19 protein-coding genes are annotated in these 19,833 nt (G+C 73.4%); 14 read left to right on the top strand and 5 right to left on the bottom strand.

Going from position 1 to position 19,833, the window contains the following annotated elements; genetic code table 11:
* Positions 1-89 precede the first annotated feature (89 nt).
* The 14 genes from ACGFYQ_RS27855 (at position 90) to ACGFYQ_RS27790 (ending at position 15,311) form a co-directional block, all read left to right on the top strand.
* On the top strand, positions 90-917 hold the full coding sequence (locus tag ACGFYQ_RS27855) for a TauD/TfdA family dioxygenase (protein WP_393748471.1): 828 nt from the start codon (positions 90-92) through the stop codon (positions 915-917).
* Positions 914-2,083: a glycerate kinase gene (locus ACGFYQ_RS27850; protein WP_393748469.1), complete on the top strand. Its 1,170-nt coding sequence runs from the start codon at positions 914-916 to the stop codon at positions 2,081-2,083. Before ACGFYQ_RS27855 ends, ACGFYQ_RS27850 begins: the two co-directional genes overlap by 4 nt.
* Positions 2,080-3,165: an Ldh family oxidoreductase gene (locus tag ACGFYQ_RS27845; protein ID WP_393748467.1), complete on the top strand. Its 1,086-nt coding sequence runs from the start codon at positions 2,080-2,082 to the stop codon at positions 3,163-3,165. Before ACGFYQ_RS27850 ends, ACGFYQ_RS27845 begins: the two co-directional genes overlap by 4 nt.
* A complete protein-coding gene (locus ACGFYQ_RS27840) occupies positions 3,162-4,253 on the top strand; it encodes a pyridoxal phosphate-dependent aminotransferase (protein WP_393748465.1) in 1,092 nt (363 codons plus the stop codon). The genes ACGFYQ_RS27845 and ACGFYQ_RS27840 overlap by 4 nt, the downstream gene beginning before the upstream one ends.
* 84 nt (positions 4,254-4,337) lie before the next feature.
* Positions 4,338-5,225 carry an isocitrate lyase/phosphoenolpyruvate mutase family protein gene (locus tag ACGFYQ_RS27835; protein ID WP_393748462.1) on the top strand — a complete coding sequence of 296 codons (888 nt, stop codon included), beginning with the start codon at positions 4,338-4,340 and terminating at the stop codon, positions 5,223-5,225.
* Positions 5,222-6,361: a thiamine pyrophosphate-dependent enzyme gene (locus ACGFYQ_RS27830; protein ID WP_393748460.1), complete on the top strand. Its 1,140-nt coding sequence runs from the start codon at positions 5,222-5,224 to the stop codon at positions 6,359-6,361. Before ACGFYQ_RS27835 ends, ACGFYQ_RS27830 begins: the two co-directional genes overlap by 4 nt.
* Positions 6,358-7,608: a phosphonoacetaldehyde reductase gene (locus tag ACGFYQ_RS27825; RefSeq protein WP_393748458.1), complete on the top strand. Its 1,251-nt coding sequence runs from the start codon at positions 6,358-6,360 to the stop codon at positions 7,606-7,608. Before ACGFYQ_RS27830 ends, ACGFYQ_RS27825 begins: the two co-directional genes overlap by 4 nt.
* Complete coding sequence (locus ACGFYQ_RS27820) at positions 7,601-9,700, top strand: aminotransferase class V-fold PLP-dependent enzyme (protein WP_393748456.1); 2,100 nt, start codon at positions 7,601-7,603, stop codon at positions 9,698-9,700. Before ACGFYQ_RS27825 ends, ACGFYQ_RS27820 begins: the two co-directional genes overlap by 8 nt.
* Before the next feature lie 58 nt (positions 9,701-9,758).
* Positions 9,759-10,403, top strand: a complete 645-nt coding sequence (locus tag ACGFYQ_RS27815; RefSeq protein ID WP_393748454.1) for a class I SAM-dependent methyltransferase — start codon at positions 9,759-9,761, stop codon at positions 10,401-10,403.
* 69 nt (positions 10,404-10,472) lie between these two features.
* Entirely contained in the window at positions 10,473-11,165 is a 693-nt protein-coding gene (locus ACGFYQ_RS27810) for an aspartyl/asparaginyl beta-hydroxylase domain-containing protein (RefSeq protein ID WP_393748452.1), read from the top strand.
* 159 nt (positions 11,166-11,324) lie between these two features.
* Complete coding sequence (locus ACGFYQ_RS27805) at positions 11,325-12,593, top strand: peptidogalycan biosysnthesis protein (protein WP_393748450.1); 1,269 nt, start codon at positions 11,325-11,327, stop codon at positions 12,591-12,593.
* 13 nt (positions 12,594-12,606) lie between these two features.
* Complete coding sequence (locus ACGFYQ_RS27800) at positions 12,607-13,881, top strand: MFS transporter (RefSeq protein WP_393748448.1); 1,275 nt, start codon at positions 12,607-12,609, stop codon at positions 13,879-13,881.
* Positions 13,878-14,609, top strand: coding sequence for an SDR family oxidoreductase (locus tag ACGFYQ_RS27795; RefSeq protein ID WP_393748446.1), 732 nt, complete (start codon positions 13,878-13,880; stop codon positions 14,607-14,609). The genes ACGFYQ_RS27800 and ACGFYQ_RS27795 overlap by 4 nt, the downstream gene beginning before the upstream one ends.
* 297 nt (positions 14,610-14,906) lie before the next feature.
* Positions 14,907-15,311, top strand: a complete 405-nt coding sequence (locus ACGFYQ_RS27790; protein ID WP_393748444.1) for a hypothetical protein — start codon at positions 14,907-14,909, stop codon at positions 15,309-15,311.
* Between the two features lie 74 nt (positions 15,312-15,385).
* On the opposite strand, the gene ACGFYQ_RS27785 is transcribed toward ACGFYQ_RS27790, so the two are convergent.
* From ACGFYQ_RS27785 to msrB, 5 genes are all read right to left on the bottom strand, one after another.
* Positions 15,386-15,979, bottom strand: coding sequence for an ATP/GTP-binding protein (locus ACGFYQ_RS27785; protein WP_393748442.1), 594 nt, complete (start codon positions 15,977-15,979; stop codon positions 15,386-15,388).
* Positions 15,966-16,334 (bottom strand): DUF742 domain-containing protein, encoded by a 369-nt coding sequence (locus ACGFYQ_RS27780; protein ID WP_393748440.1) that lies wholly within the window; start codon positions 16,332-16,334, stop codon positions 15,966-15,968. The genes ACGFYQ_RS27785 and ACGFYQ_RS27780 overlap by 14 nt, the downstream gene beginning before the upstream one ends.
* A complete protein-coding gene (locus ACGFYQ_RS27775) occupies positions 16,334-16,747 on the bottom strand; it encodes a roadblock/LC7 domain-containing protein (protein ID WP_393748438.1) in 414 nt (137 codons plus the stop codon). The genes ACGFYQ_RS27780 and ACGFYQ_RS27775 overlap by 1 nt, the downstream gene beginning before the upstream one ends.
* Complete coding sequence (locus tag ACGFYQ_RS27770; RefSeq protein ID WP_393748436.1) at positions 16,744-19,047, bottom strand: nitrate- and nitrite sensing domain-containing protein; 2,304 nt, start codon at positions 19,045-19,047, stop codon at positions 16,744-16,746. The genes ACGFYQ_RS27775 and ACGFYQ_RS27770 overlap by 4 nt, the downstream gene beginning before the upstream one ends.
* 368 nt (positions 19,048-19,415) lie before the next feature.
* Positions 19,416-19,823, bottom strand: a complete 408-nt coding sequence (gene msrB, locus ACGFYQ_RS27765) for a peptide-methionine (R)-S-oxide reductase MsrB (RefSeq protein ID WP_393748434.1) — start codon at positions 19,821-19,823, stop codon at positions 19,416-19,418.
* Positions 19,824-19,833 lie beyond the last annotated feature (10 nt).

Genomic DNA, 19,833 nt, shown 5'->3' with positions numbered 1-19,833 from the left:
GAGAGTTCCGGGTGAATCCCTCGACGCTTGGCAGTGCGGCCGCCCTGCCCGATGCACCGACAGACGGGTTCGACCCCGTACGAGTGGCGGTGACGGGAAGCCTGCAGGAGTACCTGACCGCCGAGGACGTGGCGGAAGCGGATGCCGACAGCGCCCGGGCCCGGCTGCGGGAACTGACGCGCGAGCATCTCTACGCGGGCACCGGCGTGCTGGTCCTCACCGGCTTCGCACCCGGCCGGGAAGCCGGCGAGCGCGCCGTCCTGCGCACCACCCGGCTGCTCGGCGAGCCGCTGCCGCAGAACCGCGAGGGCACCCTGATCCGGGAGGTCCGCGACCGGGGCGCCAGCATCAGCCAGCGCGGCCGCATCCGCTACTCGGACACCCGCTTCGGCGGGGACCTGCACACCGACGGGGCCGAGGCCCCGCTGCCCGCCCCGGACGTGTTCACCCTGTTCTGCGTACGCCAGTCCGCCGACGGCGGAGCCCTGCGCTGCGTCCACGTCAGCGAACTGGAGGGCCTGTTGAGCCCCGAGGTGCGGACCGTGCTCCGGGAGCCCTTCCACTTCGACCGCCGCGGGGACCAGGCGGACGGCGGATCGCCGACCACCGTCAAGCCGGTCCTGTTCACCCAGCACGGCCGTACCGCGATCACCTACCTGCGCAGCTACATCGAGCAGGGCCACGACCACCCGGGCGTGCCGCCGCTGACCGGCGCGCAGCGCGCCGCCCTCGACGCCCTCGACGAGGCCGTCGAGCGGAGCACCCGGGCGGTCGTCGGCAAGCTGCGCGAGGGGGAACTCGCCCTGTTCGACAACCTGTCGGTGCTGCACGGCCGGACGGAGTTCCAGGACTCCGCCCACCACACCCGGCTGCTGCTGCGGACATGGGTGCGGCGCGGCGACGTGGCGTCCGTGTGAACGAACGCGAGACGGCCCGGACGGCGGACCCGTGGCCCGTGGTCGTGGCTCCCAACCCCCTGCGGGGATACGCCACTTCCTCCGAGGTGGCGGCCGCCCTGGCCGAGGGGGTACGCCGGGCACGGCCGGGCTCCCGCGTCCTGCTGCGCCCGCTGGCCGACGGCGGGGACGGCACCCTCGACGCACTCCGGGCCGCGCTGGGCGGCACCTGGCGGGACCTGGACGCACTCGACGCCCGGGGCCGCGTGCGGCGGACCGGGTGGCTCGCCCTCGACCCGCGCCGGGCGGCGGTGGAGACCGCTCGCGTGAGCGGCCTGGGGGCCCTGCTGCCCCACGAGTTGAAGCCGCTCGAAGCCGGATCGGCGGGAGCCGGGCAGGCCGTCGCCGCGGCCGTCGTCTCCGGGGCCACCTCGATCCTGCTGGGTCTCGGCGGCACCGCGGTGGTGGACGGCGGGGCCGGCGCCCTGGCGGCACTGGGAGCCCGCTTCCTGGACGCGGACGGCCGGAGCATCGACCCCCTCCCGTACGCCCTGCCGTCCGTCGCACGCGTCGACCTGGAGCCGGCCCGGCGCCTGCTCGCCGGGGTGACGGTCCGCCTGCTGTCCGACGTACGGACCCCGCTGGCCGGGAACCTGGAGGGGTTCGGGGCCCAGAAGGGCGTCACCGACGCCGACCGCCCGGTGGCCGTCCAGGCCCTGCACCACCTCACGCGGCTGCTCGCCGACGCGGGGGACGCCACGGCCCACGACCGGTTCGACAGGCCCTGGTACGGAGCGGGAGGCGGCATCGGGTTCGGTGTCGCCGCCGTGGCCGCGACGACGGCGGAGAGCGGAGCCACCGGTCTCCTGGACATCGTCGACCCCGAAGACACCATCGGGACGGCCGCGTTGACCGTCACGGCGGAAGGCGTCATCGACGAGGGGACCTGGCGCGGCAAACTGCCCGGCGCCGTCGCACAGCGCCGCCTGGCCCACGGCCGGCCCACCGCCATGGTCGCGGTACGCGTCACCGCGCCGCTACCCGACCGACTCATCAGCACCCATCGCATCACCCGCACCACGTCAGCGCCCGCCGTCACGGGAGCCGAGCTCCGCCAGGGACTGGCCGGAGCGGCGGCGGAGGCCTGCCGGACCTGGGCGGCCAGAGACCTGTTGGAGCAAGCATGACCAGGGTTGACCAGAAAGTACTGACCGACTTCGTGCACGACGCGCTGGTCGCGGCCGGAGCCCGGCCCGCCGACGCCGAACTCACGGCCGAGGTCCTCGTGGCGGCCGACCTGGCCGGCGTGGACAGCCACGGCGTGGCCCGGCTGCGCCGCTACGTCGAAGGGCTGCACCGCAAGACCATCGACGGCGGGGCCCGCCCGGAGATCGTCCGCGAGCACGGCGGCGTCACCGTCGTCGACGGCCACAACGGGCTGGGCCAGCCGGCCCTGTGCTTCGCCGTCGACCACGCCGTCGAGCAGGCCAGGGCACACGGCGTGGCAGCGGTGGCCGTACGCCGCTCGAACCACATCGGCATCGCCGGGTGGTACGCAGAACGGGCCGCCCGCCGGGGCGCCTTCGCGTTCGTCACCACCAACGCGACGCCCCAGGTGGCACCCGCGGGCGCCGCCGAGCCCATGTTCGGTACGGACCCGGTGAGTTACGCCCTGCCCACCACCGGCGAACCGATCTGCTACGACGCCGCCACGAGCATCGTGCCGCGCGGCAAGCTGGAGCGGCTGCACCGCGAGCAGCAGCCGATGCTGCCGGGCTGGGCCGTCGGCCCGGACGGCGCCACCTCGACCGACATCCCGCGGGTCGTGGCCGGCCTCAAGGCCCGCGAGGGCTACGCCCTGCTGCCGCTCGGCGGTCTGGGCACCGAGTACGGCGGCCACAAGGGATCCGGCATCGGCCTGCTCGCCGAACTGCTCTGCGGGCCGCTCGCCGGAGCCAGCTGGAGCAGGCACACGTACGGCGAACAGGGCGCCGACCTGGGCCAGTTCGTGCTCTGCGTGGACATCTCCGCCCTCGGCGACGCCTCCGCCATCGCGGGCCGGGTCGACGCGATGGCCGACGAGATCCGGGCCGCCGCTCCGGCGGCCGAGGGCGTCGGCGTCCGTATGCCGGGCGACCGCCGGCACGCGACGAGCACCGAGCGGGCCGCCACCGGCATCCCGCTGCTGCCGCCGGTCGTGGCCGACCTCGCGAAGATAGCGGAGCTCGTCGGGCTGGAGCCGCTGCGGACGCGCGGGGCGTACGTATGAGCACCGCCCCGCACGAGGTCGTCGACCTGGCGTCCGGTCAGATCGTCGAGCCCCTGCCGGAGTCGGCGCGCGAGGCGCTCGCCAAGGCCGCGGCCGCGGACCGGGTGGTGGCCTACGCGGCCCCGTACGGACAGCCCGAACTGCGCGCGGCGGTCGCCGACCACTACGCCGAGCGCACCGGGACCACGGTGGACCCGGAGCTGATCACCGTGACGGCCGGCGCGCGGCACGGCCTGTTCGCCGCCTTCGACGCGGTGGCCCGGGGCGGCGAGGTGCTCGTACCCCAGCCGCACTGGAGCCACTACCCGTCGGTGATCCGGCGGGCCGGCGCCGAGCCCGTCGCGGTCCCCGGTGACCGCGACCACGGCCTGCTCGTCGGCCCCGCGGAACTGGAGCGGGCGTACACCGACCGGACCCGCGCGGTCCTGGTCAACAGCCCGGTCAACCCGTCCGGCGCGTACTACGACCGGGCCCGGATGCGCTCGTTGCGTGCCTGGGCGGCCGAGCGGGACGTCCGCCTGATCGTCGACGACATCTACTGGGCGTACGCCGATTTTGTCGACCGGGAGGTGCGCGCCTCGGCCCACGAGATCGTGGTGGGCGGCGCGTCCAAGGTGTACGCCCTCGCCGGACTGCGGGTCGGCTGGGTGTGGGCGGCGCCGCAGTTCTGCGCGGCGGTCCGGGACTGCGTGGAGTACACCACGGGCCCGGTGTCCACCCTGTCCCAGGCCGCGGCCGCCGCCGTACTGCGCGAGCGCGACGCGCTGGGCGTGCGGACCGCCGCGCTGGCCCGGCAGCGGGCCACCGCCGTCGAGGCGATGACCGGGATACCGCTGCTGCGGCCGGTCGCCCCCGCCGGTGGCATCTACCTCTGCCTGGACGCCACCGAGGCGCTGGCGCGACGGGCGGGCGGCGCCCGCGACGACCAGGAGCTGTGCGCCGTCCTCGCCGCCGGAGCCGGTGTGAGGCTGCGCGCCGGATCCACCTTCGGCATGCCCGGCCACCTGCGGCTCTGCGTGGCCGAGCAGCCGGAAGCCCTCTTCGAATCCGCGCGCAGGCTGACCGGATTCCTCGCGGATCTCACCTGATCCCGCGCCGACCGCGCTGATCACCGACCCCACTGATCACTGATCACTGATCCCACTGATCCCATACGGAACCAGAGGTTCACCATGACCATCACCACCAGCAGTCACGTCTCGACGTCCCCGCGCGCCCTGGTGCTGCGCGAGGCGTTCGAGCAGGGCCGGCTCATCAAGGTCGCCGGAGCGCACGACGGTCTCTCCGGGCGGCTCGCCGAGGAGGCCGGCTTCGACGCCCTATGGGCCTCCGGCCTGGAGATATCGGCGGCCCACGGGCTGCCCGACGTAAGCCTGCTCGGTATGTCCGAGTACCTGTCCGGGGCCTCGGCCATGCAGCAGGCGGTGTCGATCCCGGTCGTGGCCGACTGCGACACCGGCTTCGGCGGGGACCTCAACGCCGCCTACACCATGATGCGTTACGAGGGCGCCGGGATCGCCGGCGTGTGCATCGAGGACAAGATCTTCCCCAAGCGCAACAGCTTCCTCGACAACGGCCAGGTCCTGCTGGAGGCCGATGAGTTCGGGCGCAAGCTGGAGGCCGCCAAGCGCGCGCAGACCCGCGACGAGACCGTGCTGATCGCCCGTACCGAGGCGTTCATCGCCGGCATGGGCGTCGAGGAGGCGCTGAGCCGCTGCCACCAGTACGTCGACGCGGGCGCGGACGCCGTGCTGGTCCACTCCAAGCTCGCCGAGGCCAGCGAGGTGATCTCGTTCATGCGCGAGTGGAACCACCGCGCCCCGGTCGTGGTGGTCCCGACGACGTACTCCGCGTTCTCCGTCCAGGAGGCGCAGGCCGCGGGCGTCTCCATGGTCATCTACGCCAACCAGGGCATGCGGGCCTCGGTGCGGGCCGTACGGGACACCTGGGCCACCGTGATCGCCGAGGGTTCCACCGCGAGCGTCGAGCCGCACATCGCGACGGTCAAGGACATCTTCAGCCTCTCCGGCATCGACGAGTGGCTCGGTGACGACAAGTGACCCAGCCGATCTCAGCCGAGGAATTCGTGGCGGCCCTGGACGCGTACGGCGTCCGGCGGGTCGCCGGGGTGCCCTGCGGCCACCTGGCCGGCCCCTGGTCGCTGTACGAGCGCACCGGACGACTGACCCCCGCGGCGTCGGAAGGCTCCGCGCTGGCCATCGCCGCCGGATGGGAGCTCGCGGGGCAGCGGGCCGCGGTCCTGGTCCAGAACTCCGGATTCGGGAACCTCGTCAACCCGCTGACCTCCCTCCTGCTCCCGTACGACATCCCGCTGCTCGTGGTGATGACCCTGCGCGGCTGGCCCGACCCCGCCGAGGACGAGCCGCAGCACGCCGCGATGGGCACGGGCACCGTGCCCATGCTGGAGGGCCTCGGCGTCCGGCACACCGTGCTGCGGCCGGGCGGCCTCGCGGACGCGCTGGACCTGGCGGCGAAGGCGCGGGCGGAGAACCAGCCGTTCTTCCTGCTGGTGCCGCGCGGCGCCATCGCCCGCGCCGCCGAGCCGGCCCCCGAACCGCGGCCCGCCGGGCCCGACGAACTCACCCGGCCCCGGGTGGTGTCCGCGGTGCTGGACCAGCTCGCCGACGAGGACCTGCTGGTCACCACGACCGGCTACCTGTCGCGCCAGGCCCACCACGAGAAGGACCGGCCGGGCACCTTCTACATGCAGGGCTCCATGGGCCACGCCGGTGCCATCGGGCTCGGTCTGGCCACCGCCGACCCGACGCGGCGGGTGGTGGTGCTGGACGGCGACGGCGCCTTCCTGATGCACCTCGGCACGGGCTCCACGATCGGCGCCGCCGGCACCGCCCGGCTGGTCCACCTCGTGGTGGACAACGGGTGTTACGAGTCGACCGGCTGTCAGGCGACCACCTCGGGCGACGTGGACTGGGCGGCGCTCGGCGCGGGCCTGGGCTACCGGGCCACCGTGGTCGCGGACAGCGTCGCGTCCCTGGCCGGGGAGCTGCGGCGGATGCTGACGGCCAAGGGCCCGGTCCTGGGGGTCTTCCGGGTCGTGCCGACGCCGGGCGAGGTCCATCCGCGGGCCACCGCCTCGACGGGGCCGCTGGACATCGCGGCCCGGTTCCGCGGGGCCGCGGCGGGTCCCGTACAGGCACGGGCGGAATCCTCGTGACCGGGCCGACCGTGGCGACCGGGCCGACCGGGCCCCGGGCCACCACCGTCCTCGCCGAGCGGGGCGCCTTCGGCCGGCTCCCGGAACTCCTGGACGGGCGGCGCGTCCTGGTCGTCGCCAGCAAGGGGACCCTGCACCGGACCGACGCCGAGAGCTGGCTGCCGGCCGCCGCCGAGGTCTTCTCCGAGTTCCACCCCAACCCGACGGTCGGCCAGGCCGTCGAAGCGGCCGGCTTCCGCCACGCCTGGGGCGCCGACCTGGTGCTGGGCATGGGCGGCGGCTCCGCGCTGGACGTGGCCAAGGCGGCCGCGCTGCTGCCGAAGGACTACGAGGACGCCCTGTCCGTCATCGCCGAGGGGCCCGTCCGCGACCGCCGGGCGGAGCTCGTGCTCGTCCCGACGACGGCCGGCACGGGCAGCGAGGTGACCCGGTTCGCCACGCTGTACCAGGGGCACCGCAAGGTCTCCCTCGACACCCCGCAGGCCAAGGCGGACCTGGCGATCGTCGATCCGGCCCTGACCGACTCCTGCCCGGCCGGACTCACCTGGACCTGCGTGTTCGACTCGCTGGCCCACGCGGTGGAGTCCCTGTGGTCGGTCCGCTCGACCCCGGAGTCCCGCGGCCACGCGGTCGCGGCGCTGCGGCTGCTCGTGCCGATCCTGCGGCACGGGGACGAACTGCCGGGCCGGGCGGAGCGGGACGCCCTCAGCCGGGCGGCCACGCTCGCGGGCCGGGCGATCGACATCACCCGGACCACGGCGGCGCACGCGCTGTCCTACCCGCTCACGGCCCGGCTCGGGATACCGCACGGGCTGGCCTGCGCGCTGAACCTCACCTGGCTGATCCCGCTGGTCGCGGGGGCGCGGGAGGCCGGCCGGATCACCGACCCGCGCGGGCCGGAACAGCCGGCGGCCGCCCTGGAGACCCTCGCCACCCTGTTCGGCGTGGCCGCGGACGAGGCCGGGACCGCCCTGGAACACGTACTGGCCCGGCGGGTCGGCGCGGGGACGGGCCTGTGGCCCGAGCCGGCGCCCGACGCCCCGTCGGTCGACGAACTGGTGAGGGAGGGACTGTGCTCCGACCGGATGGCCGGGATGCCGGTGCGTCTGGACCCCGACGAGGTACGGGCCGGCCTCGCGCGGTCCCTCGGCCGCCACGGACTCGGCGGCCCGGGTCCCGAAGGCCGGCCCGGACCCGGCGTCCATCCGTCCGGCTCCCGCACGGCGGCGGAGGTGTCCCATGCGTAACTACCGCGTGACCGGCCCGGTCGACGTGCCCGAGACCACCCTCGCGGCGACGGGCCGACCGATGATCAGCCACCGTTCCGGGGAGTTCCGCGAGCGGCTCACCGATGTGCTCAAGCGGCTGGGCCCGCTGTTCGGGACGTCCTCCACCGTACTGCCCCTGACCTGCTCGGGAACCGGCGGCATGGAGGCGGCGGTCGCCTCCGTCCTGCGCCCCGGCGACCGCGTACTGTCGGTCCAACTGGGGTACTTCGGCGAACGGTTCGCCGAACTCGCGACGCACTACGGGGCCACGGTCGACGTCCTGGACTCCGGCTGGGGCTCGGTGGTACCGACACGGGAGATCACCGACCGGCTGGCGGCGCACTCCTACGACGCCGTGCTGCTGACCCACAGCGAGACCTCGACGGGCGTCCTCGCCCCGCTGCGGGAGTGGGCCACCGCCATCCGGGAGGTCAGCGACTGCCTGATCCTGCTGGACGTCGTCAGCAGCCTCGGCGCGGTGGAGATCGCCTTCGACGAGCTCTCCATCGACGTCGCGGTCGGGGTCACCCAGAAGGCGCTGGCCTGCCCGCCCGGGCTGTCCCTGGTGGCCGTCTCCGAGCGCGCGCTCGACCGCGCCGCCCGGCCCGGCGCGCGCGGCCACTACCTGAGCCTCGACCGGGCGGCGGAGCACGCCCGGCAGGGCACGACCACGTACACCCCCGCCCTGTCCGTCATCCACGCACTCGACGCGTCGCTGCGGGCGATCGAGGCGGAAGGCCTCGACCGGGTCTGGCTCCGCCACGCGCGGACCGCGGCCGGTTGCCGGGAGGCCGTACGCGCCCAGGGACTGACCGTGATCCCGGCGGAGGAGCACTGCTCGCCGACGGTGACGGCCGTGCGGCTGCCCCGGGCGGAGGCGGATCAGGTGCGCGAACAACTGGCGTCCGGGCACGACGTGTGGGTGTCCTCCGGGCGGGCCGCGTGGAAGCGGGACGTGCTCCGCATCGGCCACATGGGGCCCGTCCCGGTGACGGCGGTCGAGTCCTGCGCCCGGGCGATGGGCGACTGCGTCCGGGCCCTCGCACCGGCCATGGCCGGACCCTCCACGCCGGGCGGACCGTACGGGATCAGGAGCGTCGCCTCCGCCGACGAGCTGGGACCCGAGTGGGACCGGCTGGCCGGCGCGCTGGACGCCCCGGTGTTCCACACCCGTGCCTTCCTGCGGGCGTACGAGCACCACCCGATCCAGCGGATCGAGCGGCCCCGCTATCTCGAAGTGCGCGACGGCGAGGGCGAGTTGGCGGCGGCCGCCCCCACCTATCTGCAGGGCGACCCGCTGCACCTGCTCGGGCTGGAGGACGGCGAGCAGGCGCTGCTCGCGCCGATGTGGCACGCGCCGGACGCCCGGCTGCTCGCCCGGGACGAGTCCGCGCTCGACGCGCTCCAGCAGGCGTTCGCCGAGCGGGCGGCCGAACTCGACGCGTCCCTGTGGGGGTTCGTCAACCTCAGCGCGGACTCGCCGCTGCTGCCGGCCCTGGAACGGCGCGGCTTCCGGCGGCGCGACCTGGTGCCGCGGTGGACCCTCACCCGGGAGGTGGCGCCCGACGGCGAGACCTACCTCGCGGGCATGAAGAAGCTGGTGCGCCGCGACTACGCCCGCCAGCTGCGCCGGTTCGAGGAGCAGGCGGAGTCCTTCGTCCACCGGGCGGACCATCCGGGGCTGCTCGGCCTGCTCGAACTGATTGCGGCGAGCGCGGCCCGCAACGGCTCGCCCAAGTACTACGACCCGGAGCCCTTCGCCCAGTTCCTGCGCGAACTGGGCGACCCGGTACGCCTGGTGGAGATCCGCAGCCGGGCGGGCGAGACCCTCGCGGTCGCCGTCTGCTTCCTGGAGGAGAACCGGCTCCAGGCCTGGGCCGGCGGCTACCACCGCGACCGCCCGGAACTCAGGTTCAGCCCCTACTACGCCCTGTGGTGGGAGATCTGCGAGCTGATGTGGGCGAGCGGGGTCGAAGGCATCGAATGCGGGCGCCTGAACGAGGCGTTCAAGGAGAAGATGCTGCTCGCCCCGCAGGACCTCGTCGCGATGATCGGGCCTCCGCATCCGTAGCCGGCCCGCCCTTGATCCAGCCGACCACCCCTTTTCCGACGATGAATGAAGGAGAACCATGACCGCGCACTCCCTGATCGACAGCCAGCTCGGCTATTACCGCGCCCGCGCCGCGGAGTACGACTCCACCTTCGTGCCGTACCAGGAGGCGGGCCTGCCGGCCGCCCTGGAGCGGCTCCGCGCCGGGAACATCCGCGGCGAGGTACTCGAACTCGCCAGCGGCACCGGCTACTGGACCCGTTTCCTTTCCGAGGCCGCCGACACGGTCACCTGCCTGGACGGCTCTCCCGAGATGATCGAGGAGGCCCGGCGGCACGGGCTCGCCAACGTCTCCTTCCAGCAGCAGGACCTCTTCGACTGGACCCCCGAACGGCAGTGGGACAGCGTCTTCTTCGCGCACTGGCTCGCCCATGTTCCGGACGAGAACTTCGACGCGTTCTGGTCGTCGGTCCGCAAGGCGGTCCGCCCCGGCGGGGTCGTCGAGTTCGTCGACGTGACCGGTGAGGCACGCCGGCTGGAGCAGCAGGACGCCCAGCAGCCTGAGATCGCCGTGCAGCGCTCCCTCGAAGACGGGCGGACCTTCCGCATCGTCAAGATCTTCCGCGAGCCGGCCGAACTGGCCGAGCGCCTCGGCGCCCTCGGCTGGACGTGCGAGATCGACGAGGTGCACCCCGGCTTCCTCTACGCGACCTGCCGTCCCTGAACCGGCCCGCCCCACCCCCGTGAACACACCAAAGCCAGCAACCACACACCACAGCACCAGGAGGAACCGGTGAAGGGCTCGCTCAGCATCAACCAGCCCGGCGTCCGCAAGGCGGTCAACAACTACTTCCTGCGGCACAGCGGCGGGAAGAGCCGCTTCCGGATCATGTCGCCGTACTCCCTCTTCCCCGAGTCGAAGAAGCTGGACCACCAGTTCGACCAGATCAAGGCAGAGGTCACCAAGCTCGTCCAGACCCGCAACGTGAAGGCGTACGGGGACATCGACCCGCTGCGCGCCGCCGAGGTGTCCGAGGAATGGCGCCTGTACTACGCCTACATGCTCGGCGAGACGAACCCGGAGGCCTGGCGGGACTGCCCGACCTTCGTGGACTTCGCGGAGCGCACCCCCGGCGTGGTCAACGCCATCATCGCGATCCTGGAGCCGGGGGTGACCCTCAAGGCCCACGAGGGCCCGTACGCCGGCATCCTGCGCTACCACCTTCCGCTGACGGTGCCGGAGAACAACCCGCCCCGGCTGCGCGTGGACAAGGAGATCCACACCTGGAAGGAGGGCGAGGCCATCCTGATCGACGACACCTTCGAGCACGAGGTCTACAACGAGAGCGACGGCCAGCGCGTGATGCTGATCATCGACATCCGGCGGCCCATGGGCCTGGTCCCCGACCTGGTCAACCGGCTGAGCCTGCGTTCGAAGCGCAAGTGGTCGGCGCAGTTCATCGAGCAGTCGAACGGCGACATCTAGCCCGGCACCGAGCCCGGCACCAGGCCCCGCCCCAGCCAGACACCCAGCCCGACCCCGCGGAGGCGGCCGGCGCGCACCCGGCGACCCCGGCCGGCGCTCCGGCCGCCTCCGGTACTCCGTTCAAAGCCCACGGCACGTCCGGGAAAGCGTAGGCACTCTGTGCTCGACACGGAAATTCTGCACACGGTGGAGGACATCCCGTCCGCCGAATGGAACGAGCTGACCCGCGAGGAGGACATCGACTCCGCGCGCGGCTTCCTCCGCTTCCGGGAGTACCTCGAACCCGGGGACGGCGTCCTGGTCGCGGCCCGCCGGGCGGGCCGGCTGGTCGGCGCGCTGCGCGGGGTGGTGGCCGTACCGCACAGCGGCCTGTCGAGCGATCCGTGGAAGTTCGTCACCTCCGACGCGGTCCTGCGCCTCGGCGAGGGCCCGCAGGAGGATCCCGTGTCGGCCGCCGCCCTGCGCGGCCTGCGCGACGAGCTCGTCCTCGGTACGGCGGCCCGTACGGCGGCCCCGGGGACGACGGGCACCGGCGCGCCGCTGTGGCAGGCGCTGACCCGGCAGGCGGGACCCTGCCTCGTCGTGCGGGAGTTCGACCGCAGCGAGGTCCTGGCCGACCCCGGACTGGATCCGGCGCAGCGCGAGCTGGTGGTCGCCCACCTGGTGCGGCAGGCCCAGATCAGCGCCGCCGGCCACGGCGCCGGAGCCGTGGCCTTCCCCTACGTCAGCCCCTCGGACACCGTGCTGCGCCGGGTGCTGGCCGAGTGCGGGTTCCGCGGCGGCGCGCTGACCGGCGCTTCGTGGATCCGCACCGGCGGGTTCACCACGTACGAGGAGTACCTGGAGTCGCTGCCGAGCCGCCGCCGTCGCCGCTACCGCCAGGAGGAGGAGCAGCTGCGGGCTTCCGGGCTGGCCGCCGGGGAGGTCGGGCTGCGGGAGAACGCCGGGCGCATCGCGGTGCTGGAGGCGAACACCCTCGTCAAGCACGGCGGGAAGCCCGATGCGGAGGCCATCCGGCAGGCCCGGGTCGCGCTGGCGGGCATGCTGCCCGAGGCCGTGCGCATCCCGGCCGTGCGGCGGGACGACGGCGAGATCATCGCCTGCGCGATGCACCTCCTGGGGCGCAAGAGCGTCGTCTTCATGACCTACGGCTGCGACTACTCGGTCGAGGACCGGGCGGGCGCCTACCCGTGGGCCGCCTTCTACCACCCGGTCCGGACGGCCGTGGAGAGCGGCGTCCCCGCCGTGCGCCTGGGCCTGGAGGGCTTCGAGGCCAAGGCCCGGCGCGGGGCCGTGGTGGAGGCCCGCGAGCTGTGGGTCTGGACCCCGGACCGCGGCCTGCGGGGCCGGCTCGGGGAGCTGCTCGACCTGGTCGGCGGGCGGAACACCGCCCACCTCGGCCGGTTCGCCGCCCACGGGACCGGATGAGGGGCCGCCGACCATGAACCCGTCCAAGGACAGCGGACCCACCACCACCCACGGCCTCGCCGGACCGGCACACGCGGGCGAAGCGGCCGACGGGCAGGCCCCGGCCGGCGTCAACCGGCTCATGCTCCTGGCCCTGGCGGTCGGTGCCTTCAGCATCGGCACGGACAGCCTGATCATCAGCGGCCTGCTCGACCGGATGGCCGCCGACCTCGACGTGACCTCCGCCGCGGCCGGCCAGCTGATCAGTGTCTTCGCCCTGGTCTACGCCCTCTCGGCGCCCGTACTCGCCACCCTGACCTCCCGGATCGGCCGCAAACAGCTCCTGCTGGCCGCGCTGGCGCTGTTCGTCGTGTCCAACCTGCTCGGGGCCGTCGCCCCCGGCTACCCGCTGATGATGGCCTCCCGGGTACTGGCCGCCCTCAGCGCGGGCCTCTACCTGCCCTGCGCGATGGTGATCGCGGTGAGCACCAGTCCGGCGCCGCGCCGGGGCAGGGCGATCGCCCTGGTGGCGGGCGGCATGTCGGCCGCCACCGCGCTGGGCGTGCCGCTGGGCACCCTGATCGGGGCCGTCGGCAGCTGGCGCGTCACGCTCCTGCTGGTCGCCGGGCTCGCGGCGGTGGCGGCGGCCCTCCTGGTGCCGCTGCTCCCGCGGGTGGCACCGCCCGCGGCGGTGCCGCTGCGCCGGCGGATCGCGGTACTCGCGCACCCCGGAGTGCTGGCCGCCCTGGTGACCAACGCCCTGGCCTGCGCGGGCGAGTTCGTCCTGTTCATCTACATCGCCCCGCTCACCACCGGCATCACCGGGGTGGGCCCGGCCGGGGTCAGCGCCTTCCTGCTGGTGTGGGGCGTCGCCGCGATGGCGGGCAGCGTCGTGGGCGGGCGCGCCTCGGACGCGTACGGGGGGCGGCGGGCCTACGCCGGCGCGGTCGCCGTGCTGTCCGCCGGGCTGTGCCTGATGGCGCTGCTGACGGCCCTCACACCGGGCACCCCCTGGCTCGCCACCGCCCTGTACACCGTGCTGCTCGCCGTGATCGGCGTCGCCTCCTGGGCCCTTCCGCCCGCACAGAACCACCGGATCGCCCATCTGGACGTTCCCGAGCCGACCGTGGCCCTCTCGCTCAACGGCTCCTCGTCGTACCTCGGGCTGGCGGCCGGCGGCGCGCTGGGCGGTCTGGCCATGGGCGGCGGGTCGCTCACCGTCCTCGTACTGACCGCGTCGGGGGTCTCGTTGTTCGCCCTCGCCGCCGTCGCCACCTCGTCCGCACTGCTGAAGGGAGCCGACGCATGAGCCGGCCCAGGATCACCGTCGTCACGGGAGGAAGCCGGGGCATCGGCGCCGCGGTCTGCCGCCGGCTCGCCGCCGACGGCCACGACGTGGTGCTCGGATACCGCTCCGACGCCTCCGCCGCCGAGGCCGTGGCGGCCGCCGTCCGGGAGGCGGGCAGGCGCTGCGTCACGGTGTCCGGGGACACAGCCGACGAGGCGGCCGTGGACCGCCTTTTCGACGCGGCGGCCGGACTCGGTCAGGTCACCGGACTGGTCAACAACGCCGGTATCAGCGGCCCCAACGGACGGCTGGCCGATGCCGACGCCGCCGGTCTGAGCCGCGCACTCGACGTCAACGTGCTGGGCTATCTGCTGTGCGCCCGGCGGGCGGTACGGGAGATGTCCGCCACCGGCGGCGGCGCGCTGGTCAACATCTCCTCGGCCGCCGCCACCCTGGGCAGCCCCGGCCAGTACGTCCACTACGCCGCCGCGAAGGCGGCGGTGGAGGCGATGACCGTGGGCCTGTCCAAGGAGGTGGCCGCCGACGGGATCCGGGTCAACTGCGTGGCACCCGGAACCGTCTGGACGGAGTTCCACGCGGATCCGCAGCGGCCCGCGAAGGTGGCGCCCGCCGTTCCGATGGGCCGTGCCGGACAGCCCGAGGAGATCGCGGGCGCGGTCTCCTGGCTGCTGTCGGACGACGCCTCGTACGCGACGGGCGCGATCCTGCGGGTGGCGGGCGGCCTGTGAGCCGCCCGCCGGGGCCCGCAGAGCCTCGGACGGCCAGAAGTAGTACAGGGCCGAACGGGGACACGGCACGGGGCCGCCGTCTCCTCCGCTCGCGGGGCCGCCGCCGTAGGGGTGCCGACCGGGTCGCGGGGAGGTCGCGGGTGCTGCGCAAGCCCTCGGGGGTGTGCAGGGCGGCCTGCCGGGTGGGCGCCGGGCCTCCGGCCGAGCGGCAAGCTCCAGTTCGCGCGGGTCGACCGGGCCGGGGGCGTCAGGCTCCACACCGATACGCCCGACTCGCACCCCCGGGACCTGGCGAGCGTGCGCGTCGGCTCCCACCTGGCCCACTTGCCTCCCCTGGCGTTGCTCAGCGGAAAACGGAACACGCGGCTCGGCGTCGTACACGAGAAGGCAGGGCGCACCCTTCTTCAGGTTCACAGCCTGGGGCGCTTCGGATCGACGACCAAGGAGCTCGACCTGCCGGGCCCCCTCACCCACTGGGCCGGCCTGCACCACGAGGGCCAGGATCTGATCGTGGGCGCCGGCGCGGACGAGTTCCTGCGGGTGTGGAACCCGGTGCGCCTTGACCGGCCACCGCTGGTGATCCCCCTGCCGGGCCCTGCCGAAGACCTCACCACGGCCGCGCCCGACCTGGTCTGCGTCTTGGTCGAGGAGCACTGGACCGCGCTGCGCCTGACGGATCTGGACGCGCTCTGCGCGTCCTGAGATCCGGTTCGCCGCGGACCGTCTTCCCGATCGGGACGCTGTCCGGTAGGGCCCAGCGGTCCGGCTCGACCGCTTCAGACGGTCGCCGCGGCCCCCGCGTTGGCGATGAGCTGGTCGAGGAGGGAGAGCAGGCAGGCGCGGACGTCCTGGCGGGAGCGGGCATCGAGCATGAGGACGGGCGTGTTCGGGTCGCGCAGGTGCAGGGCCGCTCCGATCTCCTGTGCGGTGTACGGCTGTTCTCCGTGGAAGCAGTTCGCGCCGACCACGAAGGGCAGTCCGCGGCTCTCGAAGAAGTCGACGGCCGGGAAGCTCCGGTCGAGGCGTCGCGTGTCGACCAGCACGATCGCCCCGAGCGCCCCGTTCAGCAGGTCGTCCCACATGAACCAGAAGCGTTCCTGGCCCGGCGTACCGAACAGGTAGAGGACGACTCCGGCATCGGTGAGGGTGATCCGGCCGAAGTCCATCGCCACGGTGGTGACCGCCTTGGACTCGATGCCGTCGAGGTCGTCGACGCCGACACCCGCGGCCGTCAGCCGCTCCTCCGTACGCAGCGGCTCGATCTCGGAGATCGTCTCCACCAGGGTCGTCTTCCCGACCCCGAACCCACCGGCGATGAGGATCTTGACCGGAGCCGATTCCTGGGTGGCGGGGGTGTCATATCCGGGCAAGGTTGTCCCTGATTCTCATGAGCAGGTGGACGTTGGTGGTCTCGGCGCCCTCCAGGGGCGGCCGGTGGTGGATCAGCCCGCGGTCGGCCAGTTCGCCGAGGAGCAGCGTCATCGGGGTGAGACGGATGTGCATCCGCGCCGCGATCTCGGCGACCGCCAGGCCGCCGGGCGCCGCGCACATGGCCAGGACGGCCTGCCACTCGGTGGGCAGGCCGCCTCGGGCGTCCTCGGCGACCACCGCCGTGATCGTGGTGTCCATGGTGAGGACGGTGTGCGGTGCGGCTGTACGGCCGTCGGTCAGGGCGTACAGCCGCGTCCGGCGGCGTCTTACGGGCTGTGGCTCGTCTTCCGGCATTACGAGGTCGGGACCTGGGCGCGCTCGGGGGTGCCCAGCCACTCGCCGAGCGCCTGGGCGGTCCGTACGGCCTCGCCGCCCAGCTCCCCGAGCCGCGCCTTGCGGGAGGTCACCACGATGAGGGTGCTGCCCTCCCCGCACCCGACGATGCAGAGGTACCGGTCGTCCATCTCCACCAGCTGGCGGATGACGCGGCCGCCGTCGACCTCCCGGGATATCGCCTTCATCGTGGCCGCGATGCCGGAGGCCGCGGCCGCCATGCGCTCGGCCTGGGGCTGGTCCAGCAGGTAGGCGCTCAGCCTGATGCCGTCGTTGGACAGGAGCACGGCTCCCTGGATGCCGGCGATCCTGCTCAGGTTGTTGTCCAGGACGCTGTAGATCGCGTCGTTGGATGTCGCAGTGTTTGCAGTCATGGCTGATCCCGTCGGAGCTCTTCTTCCACTGTCTGGGTCCCCTGTTCGTAGTCCGCCCAGGCGTCGGCCACCTCTTCGGGTGTCGCGGTGTCCTGCGGGACGGCTGCTTCCGGTGCGCGGGGGGCGCGCAGCTGCTCGGCGATGTGGGTCTGCGGGACGCGCTCGGGGAGGGCCGGCCGCGTGGGGCCGGCCGGCGGCGCCGGTGCGGGCGCGGGCACCTTCGTACCTCGGCTCGGCAGCCCGGCGCCCGCGTGCAGGACCAGCTCGGGCTTGCGTTCCTCCGGAACGCGCGGTGCGGCGGCGGAGGGAGGGGCTGCGGGCGCCGCCGGGGCCTGGACCGGAGCCGGCCTCGCGGGCTCGCCCGGTGCTTCCCCCTCGGTCGCCACCAGCAGCTCCCCGGGAAGGATCACCACGGCGGAGGTCCCTCCGTACACCGAGCGGCGGAGGGTGACCGTCGCCCGGAGCTGGTCGGCGAGGTGGCCGACCACGAAGAGCCCCAGCCGGTGCGCGTTCTGCGCCAGGACGGAGTACGGCGGGGCCTGGTGCAGGCGGCCGTTCATCTCCTCGTACCTCTCGGGAGTCACCCGCGGCCCACGGTCCTCGATCTCGACCGACAGCCCGTCCGCCACCAGTTCGGCGCGGATGACCACCTTCGACCGTGGCGGGGAGAACCGGGTGGCGTTGTCCAGCAGTTCCGCCAGCAGGTGGCTGATCTGGCTGATCACGCGCGGTTCCACGCTGGTCTCGTCCAGGGCCTGCCGCTCGATGCGGCGGAAGTCCTCGACCTCCGCGGCGGCTTCGCGGAGCAGGTCGGCGACGCGCATGGGGTCGGTGTGCGGGTCGGGGACCTCGCCGCCCGCCAGGATGAGGAGGTTCTCGATCTGCCGCCGCATGCCCACCGTCAGCTGGTCTGCCCGCATCAACTGTGCGAGCAGTGCTTCGTCGTGGCCGAAGGTGTCCTGGAGGTCCTCGGTGAGGCTCAGCTGGCGGCTGACCAGGTTTCCGGTGCGCGAGGCGATGCCCGCGGCGAACAGACCGAAGCCGTGACGCTCGGCCGCGAGTTGCCGGTGTCCGTCGACGGATACGGCGACGGCCCGGGCGAACGCGTCGCTGACGCGTCCGACCTCGTCCCGGTCGCCGCGCACCGCCGGCAGCGTCGCGGCGTCGACGGTCTCCCCGCGCTGGAGCCGGGCGACGACGTCGGGCAGGGTTTCCTCGGCGACGGTCACGGTGCGCTCGTGCAGGACGTGCAGGCGGCGGAGCACCGACCGCGTGGTGAGCACGACCACGAGCACGACGGCCAGCAGTCCGCCGCCGCTTCCGCCGATCAGCCAGGCGACCTCCGTCTGCAGCTCCTCGGCCTTGGCCTCGCCGCGCGTGAGCACCTGCCGCGCCCGGTCGACGTTGAGCGTGGCCATCTGCACCGAGAAGTTCTCGTGCGCAGACCGCCAGCCGCCGACCTCGGCGGGCAGCTTGATGCCGGATTCGATGTCCTTGTGGTCGGAGACGACCGCGTTCTCGATACGGATCTTCGTCTGCCAGTCCGAGGAGGCGAGGATCCGCTCGTAGAACCGCCGGTCCCGCTCGGACAGGTATGGCGCGATCCATGTCTCGTGCAGGTACCGCTGGGCCCCCATGGCGCTGATGAACTGGTCGAAGGAGGCCGAGTTCAGCTCCCTGGACGGCCCGGCCAGGGCCAGGATCGAATCCTCGCGCGCCACCATCTCGGTGGCCGAGAGCATGGGCACCACGGGCCGGCTCTCCTGCGCGAGTTCAGCGTCCTCGGCGTGGCTGAACTCCTGCTGGTACACGTGGATGATCGCGCCGATCGCCCCGCTGTAGTAGGCGAGCATGCTGTCGGCGCCGCCGCTGCGGGCATCCGCGCGCTGGCGGTACGTGGCCAGGCCGTCGAGCCGCTGGCTCACTCCCCCGAAGGCCGCGGCCGAATCGACCGCCAGCCGACGGAACTCGGCCGCGGCCCTGTCCGTCGCCTCCCGCCGGTCCCGCAGCTCCTCCTCGGCGCCGGCGGTGCCCGCCCACCGCGCGGCGGTCACCGTCCGCTCGGCCTGCAGGTCGACCACGAGCGTGTACAGCGGTACGCCCAACCGCTCGGCGGCCGCGACATCGGCCCGCAGGCGCTCCGACTGGGCCAGCAGGCGTTGTGCGGTCACGGCCACTTGGGTGCCCATCGCCACGGTGGGGATCACCGCCAGCAGGATGAGCAGAGTACGCAGGCGTACGGTACGCCGCCGACGAGGCGTCGACTGCCCTCGTGCGCCTTCGGGTTCTATGGGAGACATCGGTCCTCGGGAGCGGGGGGACGAGCGGCGGACGTCGGAGGCAGCGGTGGCAGCGGTGGCAGCCCAACATCCGGGCCTGGCGCCGTCCTGGGGTGGGGACGAGCACAACCGGTGCGGCTGCGGCGGGATGTGAGGGCGATCATAACCAGCCACACCGAAGAAGCGGATAGACATCTTCCGTAGCAGAATCGTGGCATCTGCGACAGAACCTCGCAGACCGGATCGGAATCCAACCGCGATGTCCCCGACATCATGGGCCGCGCCCGGCAGCGCCCCGGACCCCGGGCCGCGCGGCACCTCCTCGCCCTGCGCCGACGCGGTGACCGCAGGCGGCGTCACGCGGAGCAGGGCGAGTGGGCCCGAAGATGTCAGGCCTCGTCCGGGGTCAGGCGCAGGGAGATGGAGTTGATGCAGTACCGCTGGTCCGTCGGCGTCGGGTAGCCCTCGCCCTCGAAGACGTGGCCCAGGTGGGAGCCGCACTTCGCGCAGCGGACCTCGGTACGGACCATGCCGTGCGAGGTGTCGGCGATCAGCTCGACGGCGTCGGTGTCCTTCGGGTCGAAGAAGGACGGCCAGCCGCAGTGCGACTCGAACTTCTCCGAGGAGCGGAACAGCTCCGCCCCGCAGCCGCGGCAGGAGTAGACGCCTTCGGTCTTGGTGTCCGTGTACTCACCGCGGAAGGCCGGCTCGGTGCCCGCGAGGCGTAGCACCTGGTACTCGGACGGCGTCAGCTCCGCCTGCCACTGCTCGTCCGTCTTCTCGACCTCGTACGCCATGACGTTCCCG

This window comes from Streptomyces sp. NPDC048258, from assembly GCF_043201995.1.
Taxonomy (GTDB): Bacteria; Actinomycetota; Actinomycetes; order Streptomycetales; family Streptomycetaceae; genus Streptomyces.
The sequence above is the reverse complement of the archived record's forward strand: the minus strand, read 5'-3'. Positions and strand labels throughout refer to the sequence as shown.